The sequence below is a fragment of the Bacteroides acidifaciens genome (genome assembly GCF_024623065.1).
Taxonomy (GTDB): domain Bacteria; phylum Bacteroidota; class Bacteroidia; order Bacteroidales; family Bacteroidaceae; genus Bacteroides; species Bacteroides acidifaciens.
Window position 1 is genome coordinate 77,831 of sequence record NZ_JANJZR010000006.1, and the last position, 18,595, is coordinate 96,425.

Genomic DNA, 18,595 nt, shown 5'->3' on the forward strand with positions numbered 1-18,595 from the left:
TATAGCGGGTGAAAGCGAGGGGTGAAATCAGGTGAAACAGAACATTATCGGTTTCACCTTGTCTTTTCAAAATATCCTTTGAGCTAAAACCAATATCATTATAGCTAATCCGGATATCATTATAGCTAATGAAAATAGGCTGATAGCAAATCCATTGTCAGGTATTAATAGATGAACTGTCAGATGTTAATAGCCTAGTCGTCAGGTGTTAACACCTTGGCTCTCATCTATTAATACTTGAAATGGTACATCTATATACTCACCGTATTGCATCTATATATTCATCACGGTGGTTATATATGTCCATCACGATGGCTCTATATGTCCAGCAATCGGTATAAATAAATTCAAAAGGTGAAAGCGATAATGGAAGCCTTCACCTGTTTTCCCCTACGCTTTCACCCGCTATCTCCTTATTCATCGATGTTTCAGCTATAAGGTGAAACTGGTGGAACTTATCTTACGAAGATTCTATTTGTAGGGTGCTATTGTTTTTATTAGAAATCAACAAAAGAATTGCCACTTATACTTCTTGATTATAAAGTCTTATTCAAGAAGCATAAGTGGCAATATCGACAATATCTATTTAAGATTAATATCCGGGATTCTGCATTGCTTTCTTTTCCTCATTGTTTAATGCAGAACCATTTGAATTGGTGATACCGTCTAAGAACGCCTGTGGAATTGGACGATAATAATGTTTGCTTGGATTGAATTCGCCAATCCCCCGGGTAGCACCGTCGTTGAATTTATGCCAGCGGGCATCCAATGTTTTGGTACGGGCCAAGTCTTCCCAACGTTGCAATTCACCACAAAGTTCGCGGGTACGTTCGTTTAATAAGAAACACATCATCTTTTCGGCATTGGACGTACAACCTAATTCATTATAAATAGGAGTGTCAACTGTAGAATTATAAACGTCTGCCACGCTATTCAGTTTCATTGCAGATTTGGTTGAAGCCGTAGTTTCTGCACCTTCCATATTATTGGATTCATAGTATGTGTTTTTGTCCCAATAGATGGCACCTTCGTCAGAGTGACCGCCACCTTTTCCTGAACAGAAAGGATTGTTCTTATAGGATTGTCCACCGTCTACGTTCTTGCTGCGGTCTTCATTGTCAGCATAGCCGGCACGGTTGCGTAACTTATTAATCCATTCGATTGCTTTGTCATAATTGGCTTCACCTTTGCGGATATAAGCCTCGGCAACCATTAACACATCATCTGCCGAACGGGCAATGATAGCGTCACGAGTACCAAATTGTGAAGCGATGGAAACACGGTAACCGTCACGGAATTTAGACAAAGCGACCGAACGCTTGTGCGGGATAATATTGTAATAGTTGCCGGTCTTTTCATTTTCATTTAGGTTCCAGCTATGGGATTGTCCTTTGAAATAACGTACATAAGTATATGTGTTACACATCTTTCCGTCTTTCAATACTGTATATGCCGGAGCGTTAGGATATGCTTCATATCGGTTGTCACCCGGATTGTTGACGATGTATTTTAGACCTAGCTCACCGCCTTTGAAACGTTTTTCACCTTTGTTGACACCTGCCGGAGCGTATGGCATATCTTCGTCTGTCCATTCCGGGGCACTTTTGGTTTCGTTGGCTCCATAACAAGTGATGAATGATTTCCAGAAACGGGAGTCGTTGACACGGTCGAACACTTGCATGGTATATTCTGTAGCACTGACATACGAGAACTCACGTCCGCCGGAAATGTCACGTTTACAACCACTGAGGTCTTGATATACAGACGGATAATAAAGATGCATTTGGTTTCCAAAACGTCCCCATGTTGCTTCGTCATTGGAGAATTGGGCAGCCAGGATTACTTCGCTGACTTTTTCGTTTGCACCGTTCGGCTGCTGGTAATCCCATAATTCCACATAGTCATCGCACAGTGGATGTGCGGCTACCACTTCTGAACCATACTGGATAACTGCGTCCAAATCGGAAGATACATAATTCCCGTTCCAACTGCTATACAATTCGGAAGCACGGAACAGATGTGCTTTTGCCAGGAAATGGGCGGCTGCGTATTTATTGATACGTCCGACAGATTCTCCTTGTTTCGGCAGCAATCGGTATGCTTCTCCAAAGTCGGATATTACCTGAGTGTATATTTCCTCTTCCGAGTTACGTGTGAAGTAAGTTTCCGCACTTGTAGAAGGTTCCAGTTTCAAGGGTACGCCACCGAATTGTTTCACCAGTTCGAAATAGGCATAAGCTCTGAGGAAATAGGCTTCTCCCAAACGGGTGTTATAGGTAGGCGAACTTGTATTGTAATACTGCGGCAAGTTCTGGAGAAGTATATTGGCGGGTTCAACCAATCCGTAATAGTTGTCCCATATCGGTTGGTTAGCAGCAGTTTCTGAAGAATTCAAGTCCTGGCTGTAATGATTCCATGCCGGTATCACATTGTTAGCATCGGTAAATTCGTCTACTCCCATGTTATAACATTGGATTCCCCAGATATAATTGAATTTGAATTTCAACTTTTGATAAGCTCCGGTCACTAATTCATCAAGGCCTTCCTGTGTCTTGAAACGGTCGGTACTATATTGGGTCTTTAATTCTTCGTCAAGGAATGATTCGCTGCACGAAGTGAACGAACCGCTCATAACGCTGGTTAGTATAGCTGCGAATAATACTTTATTTATTTTCATAATGTTCTTACTTTTAATTGTTTATTAGAATCCGATATTGACACCAATGACAAAACTCTTTAAAGTAGTGGGTGAACCGAACGTTCTGGTATTGTTGTCATAGTTCACTAAATCGGTATCCAGAAAATCACATGCCTTATAGATATTGAATGGATTCATTGCCTGAACATATAATTTCAGGTTATTGATACCCAGTTTGCCCAATTGTTGCGGAGTAAAGTTGTAACCTAATGAAATGTTACGCACTTTGATATACGAACCGTCCTGGTAATTCATGGCACTGTTGTAAGTGTCTGCTCCTTCACCGTTAGAGCCCGGTGAGTAGTATCTTGCATTTTCATTTGTTCCTGCTACCCAGTAATCAACCTTGCGTTGCATATAGCGGCCGTCAAGTGTGACAGCACCTTGAGGTACGGTGAATCCCCAGCGTGACAGAATGAAGAAAGATAGTTCAAAGTTCTTGTAATTGAAGGTATTGCTCCAACCGCCTGTCCAGCGAGGACGTACATAACCTACCACCTTTTTATCGTCATTAGCATCTATCGTATCGTCATTATTCAAATCTTCCACTTTGATTTGTCCCGGCTTACGTCCGTATTTGGCAGCTTCTTCGGCTTCTTCCGTTTTCCAGATACCGTCATATACCCAGTCATAATAAACACCGATTTCTTCTCCTACAAACCATTTGTTGTTTACATCTTCCGTTCTGCCGTTAGATAACTGGTCAATCCGGTTTCTATCCATAGACCATGTCAGGGTTGTACTCCATGAGAAATCTTTCAGTTGTACCGGAATTGCGTTTATTTGCAGGTCGATACCCCAACCGGATGTCTTACCTACATTCGAATAAGTGGAAACGTAACCGGTCAATGAAGGAATAGTCATTTCCAACAGCAAATCGTTCGTCTTGGTCTTGTATGCGTCAATGCTACCGGTGAGACGGTTGTTAAAGAAGCCATAATCAACACCGACATTGTATTGGGTCGTTCTTTCCCAGCCTAAAGTAGAGTTCGCCATTTTAGCCGGTGTTTTCTGTGATGGATCCGAAGGCACATAACCTAATGAAGAATCATTTTGTCCCCAGTTGTAATATAGGCCGGTGATTGCTCCTTTAGTAGCATAGGCTTGGATAGCTGCATTACCTGTGACACCGACACCTAAACGGAGTTTCAACTGATTAAGCCAGCTGACATCTTTCAAGAAATCTTCCTGGTCCATTCTCCATGCAAGGGCAGCAGAAGGGAAGCTCGCCCATTTGTGTCCTTCGGCCAACTGAGAAGCACCGTCCCAACGCATAGATGCTGTTAATAAGTACTTGTCTTTATAACCATAGTTCAAACGAATCATATAAGATGCCATTTGAGTCTCTGTCAGACCGGTACCAAAAGCTTTCAGTGTACCGGCAGAACTCATATTATACCACAACTCATCTGCCGACGCAACATTGGTAGCTCTCATATCTCCCATTTCGTAATGGTAAGCCGATGCGGATTGCATCAATGTCAACCCTAGATTATGCTGGCCTAATGTCTTGTTGTAATAGATCAGGTTATCTAATGTCCATGCACGTTTCTGTTCGTTTTTATATTGTGCGCCGTTGTTCCCGTCGCCATTGATACCGTCGGCTGCGTTGGCAATTCCCAATGTATAGAACTGAAATTCAGGACCGAACTGGATACGGTAGGACAAGCCTTCCAACGGTTTCCATATTTTGCCGAAGTCAATTTGTGAATACATGCTGGCTGATGCACGGAAGGTACGCCGTTGATTGGTGTTATAATCCAGTTCACGAATAGGATTGATGATATTGACATCACCATTCGGATTGCGGATGTATTCATTGTTTTCATCATAAGGCATTGTCCATGGAAGCATGCTTCTCAATGCGCTGTAGAAATCACCGGAACCGGTTACGGATTTAGAGAAACTATAACCGTAGTCCTGGGTAGAGTAGGACGCGTTGATGGAAGTTCCCATTTTGAACCATTCTACCGGGTTTGAGTCAAATGAAGTTTTTAAGGTATAACGTTCATAAGCCTGACCGGGTTGTGTACCTTTCTGATCCATATAGCCGAATGAAGCATACCCTTGGAACTTATCCGAACCGCCGGATGCGCTTAATGTATGTTCATGAGTAATTCCGGTTTGCTTGCCGTGGGAAGCCCAGTCGTAAGAACCTACTTTTGAAGGGTCGTAATTACCGTTTGACCATGCCTGGTCGATATTTTTCCAAGAAGCGGCTACACTGCCGAAGGCTGCTTTGTCAGTTTCGTATGTCGGAGTGGCGGATGCATAGGAGCCTGCATTGTATTTAGCTATACGGGCATAGTCCAACCATTCGGATGCAGACATCATTTCTGTTACGTCATGCAATGTTTCAAAGGTGACAGTACCGGAATAGTTTAAGGTAACTTTTCCTTGTTTCCCTTTTTTAGTAGTGACAAGGATGACACCGTTGGCACCACGCGAACCATAGATAGCCGTAGCCGAAGCATCTTTCAGAATATCAATAGCTTCAATATCGGAAGGGTTGATATTCTCAATACCGCCGTTTTGAATAACCATGCCGTCAACAACATACAACGGCCCTTGTTCGGCATTGATAGAGCGTTGCCCGCGAATATTGATATTTCCTACTTCACCGGGGCGTTGACTGGAAGTGATGTCCACACCTGCTGTTTTTCCTTGCATTCCTTCCAAGGCATTCTTTACAGGCATTGCTTTCAGTTCTTTTTCTCCAACCCGCGCCATAGCACCGGTCACATCGCTTTTTTTCTGAACGCCATAGCCCACAACTACTACTTCATCCAACGTTTCCGAATCTTCTTGAAGCGTAATCTTGAAATTGGTATTTCCTGCGACAGAAATTTCTTGTTTCTTATATCCTATATAAGTAACTGTTATCATACCTTTAGCTGGTACATTAGAGAGGGTAAATTTACCATTCAAATCTGTTATAGTACCATTGGTTGTGCCATTGACCAATACACTGGCACCGATAACTGGTTCTCCTGTAAAGTCAATAACTGTACCTGTGACCGTTTTATTCTGGGCATAGGCTCCAACTATTAAAAGGGAGAACAAAGTGAAGAAAAATAGCCGTCGGATAGTATCCTTACAGGCATACAGGTGATTACCTTTTTTGTTGCTTTTCATACTTTAATTGTTAAGTTAAACAAATGTTAGATTCATGATTTGAAGTGAAATCACTGTATATAAGGAAAATATGAAATCGAAAAAGTTATTTTCAGGCAACAATGAGGTAACCTTTTACAATAGCTGGTCTAATATCTCCCTAAATACTTTATCAGCATGTTCCTGCATGATTTTAATATAGTTGAATATAGGACGATTGTTTTTCATACTGTGCCCTATGCAATACTCAATCTTTTCAATCTGGATTCCTAAATTATATCCGTGTTGTGCAAAGGTTTTTCGGGCGGAATAATAGGTAACTTTCTTCTTTATTCCCGAGAGTATTGAGAGTTTGCCTATATGACGGAAAATCAAACTGTATATCTGTTTATAAGATGAATACTTCCCGAATTTCAGATAACCATCTTTTGTCAGATACTTATCTATAATTACTTTAGCTTCAGGTTGCAGAGTAAATACGGTTTCATTCTCTCCTTTTTTACTATTACGTGTTTTATGACGTATATAGCGCATATAGTCTTTATCCTTAAAATTATATGCCAATAAGTCTCTCAAGTTAATACCACCTAAATAATAGGTAAGCATAAAAATATCTCTTACTATCAACAAGGAAGGTTTAAAAAGATGCACATCTCGCATTCTTTTTAGTTCATCTATTGATAAATCGAGTTCCCGCACATTGCTTGTAGGCATCTTAAAAAGAATGAAAGGATGGATAGAGTAAGTTACATAATTCATTTTTGTAGCATAATTCAATATTACCTTTATCAAGGTCAGGTATATTCTGACGGTAGTATCTGCCAAATTCTCTCCGTGAAGAACATTTGCAAATTCTTGTATATGGAGAGGAGTTAACTGAATTAAAGGAAAATCCCCTTTCATATACTTAATGAATCTTTCTGAAGCTATCTTATAAAGTTTATAAGATTTTTCTCGTTCTTCTCCTTTCATGAAATCCATATACTCCTTTGCGACAGATTGAAAAGTTATTCCTTTTCTCTTCTGTTCGTAGTTAATAATACGTATCAGTTCAGTGCATGAGATTGCAGGTAAATAACTGATTGATGTAACGATTTCCTCATACTCGTTTATCAGTTTTCGTAAACAAGCATTCATATTCGCAGCATTCTCATGTCTGACAACTCTACCATTCTTTATCTGACTGGCAGAATCCAAAGTAAACTGAGTAGATATATATCTAGTCTGCGAATGATGTGCTACTGCGATCCTTATTCGATGTCTACCATTTGATAATTTTTTAGTCGGAACAATTACAATTGAAAAATTCGCCATATCATTTTTAGGTTTATAAATTACTATTTCCCATACAATAAAATAGAAACATAAAGGCTCATAACCATCAGCCGTAGATTAAAAATCCGGCTTGTAGCATGGAATATCGTGCAAAAGACGGTATTTTCCATGCATTTGTACGATTCTGCATTGTTATATTTTAATTTAGTCTTTATGTTTGCAACACTTTTTCACAGCTATAATTGTGAAAAAGCATTTAATAAAAAGAGAATCTAACATTTGTTTAACTTAACAAGATATTACTATGCGTATGAAAAACAACAAACCAATCTTGTATTCTTTACTTGCTGACGAGGAAAGAATATGTTTGCTATCCATCCAATCTTGTCATGATTTTACTAATCAACAATCATATGTTTAACTTTAAAAAACATGGTATGAGAAAAAACTATGTAACGGCTGCTGTTGCTCTGTTGCTTTTGGCAGGGTGTAGTAACGATATTAAAGAAACAGATATCAAATTTGCCGGTGAACCCGGAGCAAAAGTTTCTTTTAGTGCAGTAATTAATAATCACGAAGCTAATGAACTTGTAACGAGAGCTACAGAAACAAACTGGGAGTTAAAAGACTCGGTAGGTATTACTTGTGGAACCAATCAGGTGAACATTAATTATTTATACGAAGGGGATAGCCGCTTTGCAGCCAAAGGTGGTGTGGCTGAGGATATTTGGGTGCTGGGTTCTGATGAATATGATGTAGTGGCGTATGCGCCATTTATGGGAAAATCCGGAGAGGAGCAACCTGCGGTAGCTGTCTCTACAACCAGCGAATTTCAAGCAACGGCAAAAGACCGTGCGAAAATTGACTTTCTGTTCGCAAAGTCTAAAGCTACTTCACAGAATCCAAATGTGAAATTAGCATTCAATCATATCATGAGTCGCATTAAATTGGAATTCCAAGCAGGCGAAGGAGTGGAATTGAATGATATCACGTGCTATCTTATCGGATTGAAAAACACGGGAACTTTCAATCCCAATACAGGAGAAACAACGGTAAGCGAAGAACCTGTTTCATTAAAAGATGATATTGTGTGGGATAAAATAGGAGCAGAAGACAATTATACGATACAAGCTATATTGTTGCCACAGAAAGTTCAAGGAAAGGTTACCATCCAAGCACGTATGAACGGTTATCTTTATGAAGCCGAGTTTGCGAACCTGACCGAATTGAAACCGGGATATTCTTACAATTATATTATCAAGGCAAACAAATATACCGATAATAAGTATGTGTTGAATATTACGGAGGAAACACAAATCCTAGGATGGACCAATCAGGACAACGATCCGATTACTTCTGATCCGGGAATGGCTAATACAGGAACTGAGATAACAAATCCTGATTGGAATATTACGGAAGAAACAATTACTTCCAAGCCTGTCGGAAAATAATCGGTTATACCATATTTATATATAGACAAAAACAGCTAAGAATAAAAATAGGAAATTTATGAAAGTAAATAATTATATATCAATGCTTTTCCTTGCCGGTGCCGCTATGATTGCCTCTTGTTCTCAAAATGAAGAACTGGGTGGAGATAATCCGGACGCTTTGCAAGGATTTCAAATCAGTGTGTCTGACAAAGGTTTCGCAGATATGGATAAAGGTGAAACACGTGCCGTTGAATCGGGTTATGCTACCAGATTCTCAAACGGAGATGCTATCGGTGTGTTTGCCGTCAAAGGAGATGTGGTGGTAGAAGCAATCAGAAACCGACAGTTCACCATGGAAGATGGTGTTTGGGTATTGTCTGATGGAGGGGATGACATTGAGTATAAAGGTTCGGAATTTGAAAGAATGAAATTCTATGCATATTATCCATATAATAAGAATGTGATTTTTGATCCGACCGCAGTGACAAATCCTTTTGAAGAATACATCAAAAAATGGACGATTGGAGCGGATCAGGGAGAAGGAAACTATACGAAGTATGACCTGATGACAAGTACAGGTACTGTGAAAGGCGACCGTTTGAAAGGTCAGATTGCTTTTGACATGAAACATGAAATGGCACTTGCGGTGGTGAAAATGCCTAAGTTGACATACAGTTTTACCAATGGTGGTATAGATGATTATTTGATGCCGATAGCAGCCGGTTCGTTCACCTTGAATAATGCTGCTGCAACTCCTTATTATCAGGCAACAACCGATACATACCGTTTCTTGGTCAATCCTAACAAGGAATTCTTGGTGAAAGGTACTTATACCGGAGTAAACGAGATGGAATATGAAGCGAAAGGTACTCTTGAATCGGGCACGGCAAAGATGTATACTATAGAAGATAAAAGTAAGATTAATCATACGTTGCAGGTAGGAGACTATTTCTGTGCGGATGGTAAGATTGTTTCTGTGGATACAGATGAGAGCAATTTGCCGGACAATGTGATTGGTATTGTATGTTATGTGGGAAACCCTGAACCGAGTGTAACTCATTCCGATCTTTATACCGCAGAAGTTGATGCCTTGCGTCGTGATTTTCCTTCTTGTACGCATGGAGTTGTATTATCTCTAAAAAATTCATTGGTGGAAGAAACCGATCTGCATATGTTCCATACAGGTAAAGCAGGTACTTATTCCGACTGGTTTACTAATGACGAAGAATGGGCAGGTAAGTTTGTGATTTCTAATACCGAAAAAGATGCGAATAAGAATGATGCTCATTTGGTTTTCCCTGCATTGATGGGATATAATAATACACAGTTGCTTACCATGTGTTATGAAGGAAAAGGAAGTCCTTCTACTTGCGACTGGGCTTATCGGCATATCATGGCTTACCGTGAGACAGTGGCTGTTCCTTCAGGGGTGACTCCTTGGTATTTGCCTTCTATCATGTGTTGGGAGCGGGTAGCAAGTAATATGAGCGCTATTAATGCATGTCTCAAAAATGTGAATGGCGATGCCATGACTTCTGTTGATAATGGAACGAATAGTGGACATTATTGGAGTAGTACACAACGCTCTGCTGCCAACCAATGGACACATGGCATGGGAGGCGGAAGATACCATATTATTTGCGAACGTGGGTCGCGTGCCGGTTATTTCCGTATGATGCTTGCATTCTAACTAAAAACGATGCATAGAACTTCGTTAACTATATTTATATCATGAACATATACATATATGAATAAGATAAACTTTATAAAAGGGACCACTTTGCCTGTCGCTTTGTTCTTCACAATGGCAACTTTTGCACCTGCATGGGGATTGCAGCCTGTTTCGGCAGCTGTTGAGACTGTGCAGCAGCAAAACTCCATAAAAGGAACAGTCGTTGACAGCCAGGGAGAGCCTATAATTGGGGCAAGTGTGCTTGCGGAAGGGACAACCAACGGTACGATTACCGACATTGACGGTGTGTTCAGAATAAATGTACGCCCCGGGACAAAACTGAAAATATCTTTTATCGGTTATACTGATAAGACTGTGGTGGCGAAGAATGATATCAAAGTCATTCTGGTGGAAGACGTGACTGCGCTTGAAGAAGTGGAAGTCGTAGCGTATGGTACGCAGAAGAAAGTGACCATGACCGGTGCTATTGCCAGTGTGAAAGGAGAGGAACTGACCCGTGTGTCGGTAGGTTCTGTTTCCAATGTATTAGGAGGTCAGATGACCGGTTTGACCACCGTGCAATATTCCGGTGAGCCGGGAGCGGATGCCGCTGAAATTTTGATTCGCGGTAAAGCTACTTGGGAGAACGCTTCGCCATTGATTCAGGTGGATGGTGTGGACCGTGAAAGTATGAACGATATCGACCCGAATGAGATTGAATCTATCTCCATCTTAAAAGATGCTTCGGCAACCGCTGTATTTGGTATCCGTGGAGCCAATGGGGTCATTCTGATTACGACTAAGCGAGGAAAAGAAGGAAAGGCGAAAATTTCATTTACAACTTCTGCTTCCGTGCTGATGCCTACCAAGATGGTGGAACAGGCTAGCTCTTATGATTATGCCCGATTCCATAATCAGATGATGACCGGTGATAAAAAATCTCCTATGTTCAGCGATGCTGTGATTCAGAAGTTCAAGGATGGTTCCGACCCGATTCGTTTTCCTGACATACAATGGGCGGATTATATAATGAAAAGCGCGACGCTTCAGAGTCAGCACAATCTGAATATTTCGGGAGGAACGGACAGGGTTCGTTATTTCATTTCTGCGGGTGCGTATACACAAGGAGGACTTTTTAGTGAGTTTAATCTTCCATATAATTTAAGTTATCAATATCGTCGGTTTAATTATCGTACGAATCTGGATATGGATGTCACTAAAACCACTACTTTATCATTAAATATCAGTGGTAATGTGAATAATTCGGATCAGCCGCGTACCAGTCAGGGATCTTCCGGTCTGATCAAGAATATGTATTATGCCACTCCTTTTTCCAGTCCTGGAATCATAGATGGGAAATTGGTAAATGCAACCAGTGAGATTTTCTCCGATGGATTGCAGCTGCCTTTTACCGGAACTACGGGAATGGGATATTATGGTAATGGATTTAACCAGTCTAATAATAATGCACTGAATGTGGATGTTGTTTTGAACCAAAAACTGGATTTTCTGACTAAAGGGCTTTCTTTTAAAGCAAAAGGTTCTTACAACAGTTCTTTTACTGTCAATAAAATAGGTTCGGGAGGGTCTGTAGCCACGTATACTCCCGTATTGATGGAAGATGGAAGTATTGCCTATCGTAAGTTTGGCGAGAATACGGATGTGAAGTATTCATATTCTACAGGCAAGAAGCGTGATTGGTATATGGAAGCCAGCTTTAATTATAACCGGACTTTTGGAGATCATACAGTGACAGCTCTGTTGCTATATAATCAACAGAAGGAATATTATCCCAAAGAGTATCCTGATATTCCTCGTGGATATGTCGGAGTGGTAGGACGTGCCACGTATGATTGGAAGAGCCGTTATATGGCTGAGTTTAATGTGGGTTATAACGGATCTGAGAACTTTGCGCCCGATTTGCGTTTCTCTTATTTCCCGGCAGGTTCAATCGGTTGGGTGATGAGTGAGGAGGATTTCTTCCGTCCGTTGAAGTCGGTGGTGAGTTTCTTAAAGCTTCGTGCCAGTATTGGATTGGTGGGTAATGATAAAATTGGAGGTTCCCGATTCATGTATATTCCTGACCCATATAATGTGGGATTGAGTGACTTGGCAAACCGTGTGACAACAAATTCTTCTGCAAATGCTTGGGGATATGCGTTTGGTGTAGATTACGGTACGGTTGCTTTGGGAGCACGTGAAGTGGCGAAGAACAATCCTTCTGTGACATGGGAGAAAGCATTAAAACAGAATTATGGTATTGATGCCAATTTCTTTGACGACCGCTTGAAAACGACTTTCGAGTACTATAAAGAACGTCGTAATGACATTCTTTTGCGAGATGGAACTGCTCCGGGAATGCTTGGATTTATTGCTCCATTCGCTAATTTAGGAAGCGTGGACAGTTGGGGATGGGAACTTTCTTTCAAGTGGAACGATAAGATTGGTGAGAATTTCCGTTATTGGGCAGGTATTAACTTGTCTTACAACCAAAATAAGATTCTGGAAAAGAAAGAAGCTCCGCAAAACAACCTGTATCAATATCAAAAAGGTCATCGCATCGGTTCTCGTAGCCAATTTGTTTTCTGGCGTTTCTATGATGAAAATACTCCGGCATTGTATGAACAGACATTCAACCGCCCGTTCCCGACACACGAAAATATTCTTCAAAATGGAGATGCGGTATATGTTGACTTGAACGGTGACCGGAAGATTGATGCGAACGATGCAAGTTATGACTATGGTTTTACGGATGATCCGGAATATATGGCAGGTCTTAACTTGGGATTTAGTTGGAAGAATCTGGAGGTAAGTACTCAATGGACAGGTGCATGGAATGTGAGCCGTATGATTTCAGATGTGTTCCGTCAGCCCTTCTATTCGACTTCAAATAGAGAGCAAGGAGGATTGTTGGCCTACCATCTAGATCATACATGGACACCGGAAAATCCTTCGCAATCTTCCGAATATCCGAGAGCTACGATTGAGAATTCGACGAATAACTATGCTACTTCTACACTTTATGAGAAAGATGCGAAGTATTTGCGTCTGAAAACGCTTCAAGTAGCATATAACTTCCATTTTCCGTTGATGAAAAAACTTGGGCTGAATACCTGTCAGTTGTCATTCGCTGGATATAATCTGTGGACAATTACTCCTTATTTATGGGGAGATCCGGAAGCAAGAGCTACCAATGCTCCTTCTTATCCATTGTCCAAGACTTATACATTGAGTTTGAAATTAGGATTCTAAAAACAGCAAAAGGAAAGATATAATGAAATTACAAAATAAATGGTTCATCGGTTTGATGGTGGGAACGGCAGTTTCTCTGGTTTCCACCTCATGTGTGGACGAAATCAAATTCGGAAATTCTTTTTTGGAGAAGGCTCCGGGAGGAAATGTTACGATTGATACGGTGTTTAATAATGCCGAATATGCACGTCAGTTTTTGAATACCTGTTATAGTAGGCAGTATTATGGTCTACCTTATAATACGGATAGCAATGGTAATATTCCGGATTCTTCCAGCCCTTATGTAGGGAAAAAAGATGCGTTGACTGATTGTTGGGCGCTTTATTTCAGTGACGCAACGGTGTATAAGCAGTATTATGGAGGAACTCTCAACGCTAATTACGACATACGTGGCAACATATTTCCATATACCCGTGAAATGGTGTGGGAAGTGGTACGTTGGTGCTGGCTTTTTATGGAGAATATAGACCGGGTGCCGGGGATGGATGAAACTGAAAAAGCGAGATTGGTAGCGGAAGCTAAATGTTTGATAGCTGCACGCTATTTTGATATGTTCCGTCATTATGGTGGTCTTCCATTATTATATGCTTCGTTTTCCGGAACGGAGGCGGGGTATGAAATACCTCGTTCCACTGTAGAAGAAACGGTGAAATACATGATTAAGATGTTGGATGAGGCTATCAATTCCAATGCTTTGGAATGGGCTTATAGCGACGCAGACCTTACCAGTAAAGCAGGGCATTGGACAAAAGCTGGTGCTATGGCCTTGAAATGTAAAATCTGGCAGTTCGCAGCTTCTCCATTATTTAACGCTGACCAGGGATATGCAGGAGGAAGCTCGGAAGCCGAACAACAACATTTGGTGTGGTATGGCGAGTATCGTCCGGAGTTATGGGACAATTGCTTGAAAGCTTGTGAAGATTTCTTCAAGGAATTGGATAGCAAAGGAGGATACGATTTGAATAAAGCGTCTGTAGAGACACCGGAGCAGTATCGACAAGCATATCGTATGGGATATGTCCGTCAAGGCAGCAGGGAAATATTACACTCTGTCCGTACCAATATGTCAGATGCTTTTAACTCCTCTACCTATATGTGGCATTCTTGGGCAGATCCGTCAAAAGCGCTTTGTCGTACCGAGTACCCGCCTACACAGGAATATGTAGAGATGTTCTCATGGGCCGACGGTACGCCTTTCGACTGGGATAAGACAGTAGAAGAAGGTAAACTGGATGAAATGTTCCTGACGGGAACATTTAAGGCAGGTGAACAAATGTTGTCCGATATTGTGTTGACTCGTGATCCTCGCTTGTATGAGCATTGTATGGTGAACGGGTTGCCGAAAATGCTGGATTGGAGTGCAGGAACAATGTCCGGATTGCCATACGAACTGTGGGTAGGCGGATATGACGAAGGAGAGAATGCAAAACTTCAATCGGGTAATTATGCGACGGGTTATAAAAATATGAAATATTATCTGGGAACTGAATATCAACGTCAGTATACACAATGGGTTTATCTCCGCTTGTCCGATATTTATCTGACTTATGCAGAAGCCTTGCTTCAAGCAAAGAACGATCATCGCGGAGCTATTGACCAAATTAATATTGTACGTGCTCGTGTAGGATTGAAGAAGGATTTGGCAGATTGTGTGACGGATAAAGATTTGCTTTCCGACAAAGATGCTCTGCTGGAAGAATTGTTGTGCGAACGTGTTCGGGAACTGGGGCTGGAAGACAGCCGTTATTTTGATCTTGTTCGTTATAAACGTGCCGACCGTTTTGAAAAGCCTTTGCATGGTTTGCTGGCATATCGTTTGGATGAGGCAGGCAATCGTATGGAGGGGAATACGAAATGGAATGAAGGAGATAAGAACAAAGGAGCGTTGCAACCGATCCGTTTTGACTATCAAAGATTTGAATTATCTAAGCCGATGCGTCGTTGGTGGACACATGGATTTGAACCTAAATGGTATCTTTCTCCATTCCCACAGACCGAAATTAACAAAGGGTACGGATTGATTCAGAATCCGGGTTGGTAATGTGAGACAACGAAACAGATTAGAACAATAGTTGAATATTGATTTATATGAGAAAAAATAAGATTCTGATATTGGCTTTGCTGGTCTGCTTGGGCATTCCGGTAGGAGCACAGAACACAGACAGCAACATTACAGGTATTGTTGTTGATAAATCGGGAAAACCGGTCTATGGAGCGTCTGTCAATGTGGAAGGTGGCGCGGCAGAGATGCGGGTTGAAACCGATAAGGATGGAAAATTTGAGATTGCAGTCGAAAAGGGACAACGTCTGAATGTTGTTTCTGTTGACAATGGCTCTGCTACAGTTGTTGTAAAGAAGGATGGACCGATGACAATCGTGATGGGGTATGCGGCACATACTGTGGATGTGGGAGCTAACCGGACATTCAATCGTCATGAATCTACGGCAGCTGTTGCTACGGCTGATAACGAAGAACTTGTCAAACGTTCTTCCCAGAATATATCCAATGCGTTGTTTGGTTACGGCTTGGGACTTGCCACCTTGCAAAATGCCACCAGTACCGGTTTGACGGCAAATCCTACCTTTTATGTACGGGGGTTGCAGAGTTTGTCGAGCAGTACACCTTTAGTGTTGGTAGACGGTTTGGAACGGGATATGAGTTTGGTTAGTCCGGATGAAGTGGAATCCGTGTCTGTCCTGAAAGATGCCGCAGCCGTGGCGTTGTATGGATATAAGGGAGTAAACGGTGCTATCTTGGTTACTACGAAACGTGGTAAATATAACACGAGAGAAATTACATTTACGTATGACCATATCGTAAACACACAATCTCGCCGTCCGGAGTTTGCAGATGCCGCCACTTATGCGTTGGCGGTAAATGAAGCGCGTGGGTATGAAAAATTAAGTCCTCGTTATGCAGATGCCGAAATTGCGGCTTTCCGCAGAGAACCCGGAAGTCTTCAACATTTGTACCCTTATTTATATCCGAATGTGAATTGGGTGGATGAAACATTCAAAGACCGGGGAGTCTCTAATAAGTATACGATTGAGTTTCGTGGTGGAGGTGCCAAATTCCGTTATTATACCATGGCGAATTTATTGACGGATAAAGGTTTTGTGAAAGAGGCAAACATGAATGAAGGTTATTCTACACAGAATATGTATTCGCGTGCCAATTTACGCACGAATCTGGATATAGACTTGACGGCTACTACTAAGTTGAAACTGAATCTTCTCGGTACTTTGTCCGAATCCAGAATGCCTGGAGCAACAGCTAACTTATGGGATATGATTTATTCGATTCCTGCTGCCGCTTTTCCTGTTCGTGCGGAAAATGGCAGTTGGGGAGGCAGTACGACTTGGGCAGGTACCTTGAATCCTGTAGCGCAATCGCAGGGAACAGCTTATTCAAAGGGACACTCCCGTAGCTTGTTTGCAGATCTTACGTTGTCGCAGGATTTGTCCGGCTTGTTGAAGGGACTGGGAGCCAATTTTCGTTTGGCTTATGATAATTATTCCAATATTCTGGAAGATCATAGTAAGACATACACTTATGCCGGTTATTCTACTAATTGGACTAATAATGGACCGTTTTACACAACTATTTCCGGAGGTGAGGATAGTGAAATGGGAAAAGAGGCAGGCATTAACAACTGGGCACGTCAGTTTAACTTTGCCGGAAGCATTGATTACAACCGTTCATTCAGGAAATGGGATGTTTATTCACAACTGAAATGGGATTACGAATATCGTGATTCGTATGGACTGAATACGACGATCTACCGTCAGAATGTGTCATGGTTTAATCATGTTGGATTCTGCAACCGGTATTATGTAGATTTGGCATTGGTCGGATCGGTCTCCAGCTTGTTGGCACCGGGACATAAGTGGGCTTTTTCTCCTACAATCTCTGCCGCTTGGGTGCTTTCGGAAGAGAAGTGGCTGAAAGATATGTCTTGGGTGAATTTCCTGAAGTTACGGGCGTCGTTTGGTGTGATAAATGCCGATTATCTGCCAATAGACGGTAAGGATACTGTATATGATTATTGGGATCAGATTTATACGACTACCGGTACGCAGTATAAGTTCAACAGTAGTTACGACTCCGAATTTGGAAGTACGATTATCGGTCGTCTGGCAACCATTAATTCCACTCACGAAAAAGCTTATAAATACAATGCAGGTATAGATGCTACCCTGTTCGGTGGTTTGGATTTGACAGCAGAAGGTTATTATCAGCGCCGGAAAGACATTTGGGTATCTTCCGAAGGAAAATATACAGATGTGTTGGGTATGGATGCTCCGTTCGAGAATGCCGGAATTGTGGATAGCTACGGTATGGAAATCGGGCTTAATTACACCAAACGTTGGGGAGATATGCTGTTTAACGTGGGTGGTAATTTTGCTTGGAACAAGAATGAAATTAAAGAGCAATTGGAAGAACCGCGTGTGTATGATAATCTGATAGAGACCGGTCATAGGCTGAACCAAGTGTACGGTATGATAGCCGAAGGATTCTTCAAAGACGAAGATGACATAAAGAACAGTCTTCCACACAAGTTTAACACAGTTGTCCCTGGAGATATAAAGTATAAGGATGTAAATAACGATGGTGTCATAGATGCTAATGATAAGACAGCGATAGGTTATAGTACGGCGGCACCGGAAATTTATTATTCTTTCCATTTGGGAGCCGAATGGAAGGGGCTTGGAGTAGATGTTATGTTCCAGGGAACGGGCAATTATTCTGCTGTGTTGAATACCAAGAGTATGTTTTGGCCGTTGATAAACAATACGACGATTTCTAATCATTATTATGAGAATCGTTGGACGCCGGAGAACTTGAATGCTAAATATCCCCGTTTGAGCTCTCAGAGCAATGCCAATAATTACCAGACCAATACGGTTTGGTTGGCAGACCGTTCTTTCTTGAAGTTGCGTAATGCGGAGGTGTATTACAAGTTCCCGAAAGAACTGATGAAGAAGACAAAAGTGTTGGGAAGTGCCAAGTTGTATGTGAGAGGGATAGACTTGTTCTGTGCTGACCATATTGACGTGGCGGACCCCGAATGTTATGGTGCAGCGACTCCGCTGAATAAGAGTGTGGTGGTCGGCGTTACGATTGGTTTTTAATGATAAAAACAAAGCGAA

8 protein-coding genes are annotated in these 18,595 nt (G+C 41.5%); 5 read left to right on the forward strand and 3 right to left on the reverse strand.

The features are described from left to right. Window positions 1-592 precede the first annotated feature (592 nt). From NSB03_RS03005 to NSB03_RS03015, 3 genes are all read right to left on the reverse strand, one after another. Window positions 593-2,677 carry a RagB/SusD family nutrient uptake outer membrane protein gene (locus NSB03_RS03005; RefSeq protein WP_024986431.1) on the reverse strand — a complete coding sequence of 695 codons (2,085 nt, stop codon included), beginning with the start codon at window positions 2,675-2,677 and terminating at the stop codon, window positions 593-595. 24 nt (window positions 2,678-2,701) lie between these two features. Further along, window positions 2,702-5,833, reverse strand: coding sequence for a SusC/RagA family TonB-linked outer membrane protein (locus NSB03_RS03010; RefSeq protein WP_024986432.1), 3,132 nt, complete (start codon window positions 5,831-5,833; stop codon window positions 2,702-2,704). Between the two features lie 114 nt (window positions 5,834-5,947). Then, window positions 5,948-7,126 (reverse strand): tyrosine-type recombinase/integrase, encoded by a 1,179-nt coding sequence (locus NSB03_RS03015; RefSeq protein WP_024986433.1) that lies wholly within the window; start codon window positions 7,124-7,126, stop codon window positions 5,948-5,950. Window positions 7,127-7,524: 398 nt separating this feature from the next. On the opposite strand from NSB03_RS03015, the gene NSB03_RS03020 reads away from it, so the two are divergent. From NSB03_RS03020 to NSB03_RS03040, 5 genes are read left to right on the forward strand one after another with little or no spacing between them, the layout of a single operon-like run. Then, window positions 7,525-8,538 (forward strand): fimbrillin family protein, encoded by a 1,014-nt coding sequence (locus NSB03_RS03020; protein ID WP_157447982.1) that lies wholly within the window; start codon window positions 7,525-7,527, stop codon window positions 8,536-8,538. A 58-nt stretch (window positions 8,539-8,596) separates the two neighbouring features. Further along, window positions 8,597-10,210 carry a fimbrillin family protein gene (locus NSB03_RS03025; protein ID WP_024986434.1) on the forward strand — a complete coding sequence of 538 codons (1,614 nt, stop codon included), beginning with the start codon at window positions 8,597-8,599 and terminating at the stop codon, window positions 10,208-10,210. Window positions 10,211-10,267: 57 nt separating this feature from the next. Beyond that, window positions 10,268-13,444: a SusC/RagA family TonB-linked outer membrane protein gene (locus NSB03_RS03030; RefSeq protein ID WP_024986435.1), complete on the forward strand. Its 3,177-nt coding sequence runs from the start codon at window positions 10,268-10,270 to the stop codon at window positions 13,442-13,444. Between the two features lie 22 nt (window positions 13,445-13,466). Continuing rightward, on the forward strand, window positions 13,467-15,485 hold the full coding sequence (locus tag NSB03_RS03035; RefSeq protein WP_065537801.1) for a RagB/SusD family nutrient uptake outer membrane protein: 2,019 nt from the start codon (window positions 13,467-13,469) through the stop codon (window positions 15,483-15,485). 47 nt (window positions 15,486-15,532) lie between these two features. Further along, window positions 15,533-18,577: a SusC/RagA family TonB-linked outer membrane protein gene (locus tag NSB03_RS03040; RefSeq protein ID WP_024986436.1), complete on the forward strand. Its 3,045-nt coding sequence runs from the start codon at window positions 15,533-15,535 to the stop codon at window positions 18,575-18,577. Window positions 18,578-18,595 lie beyond the last annotated feature (18 nt).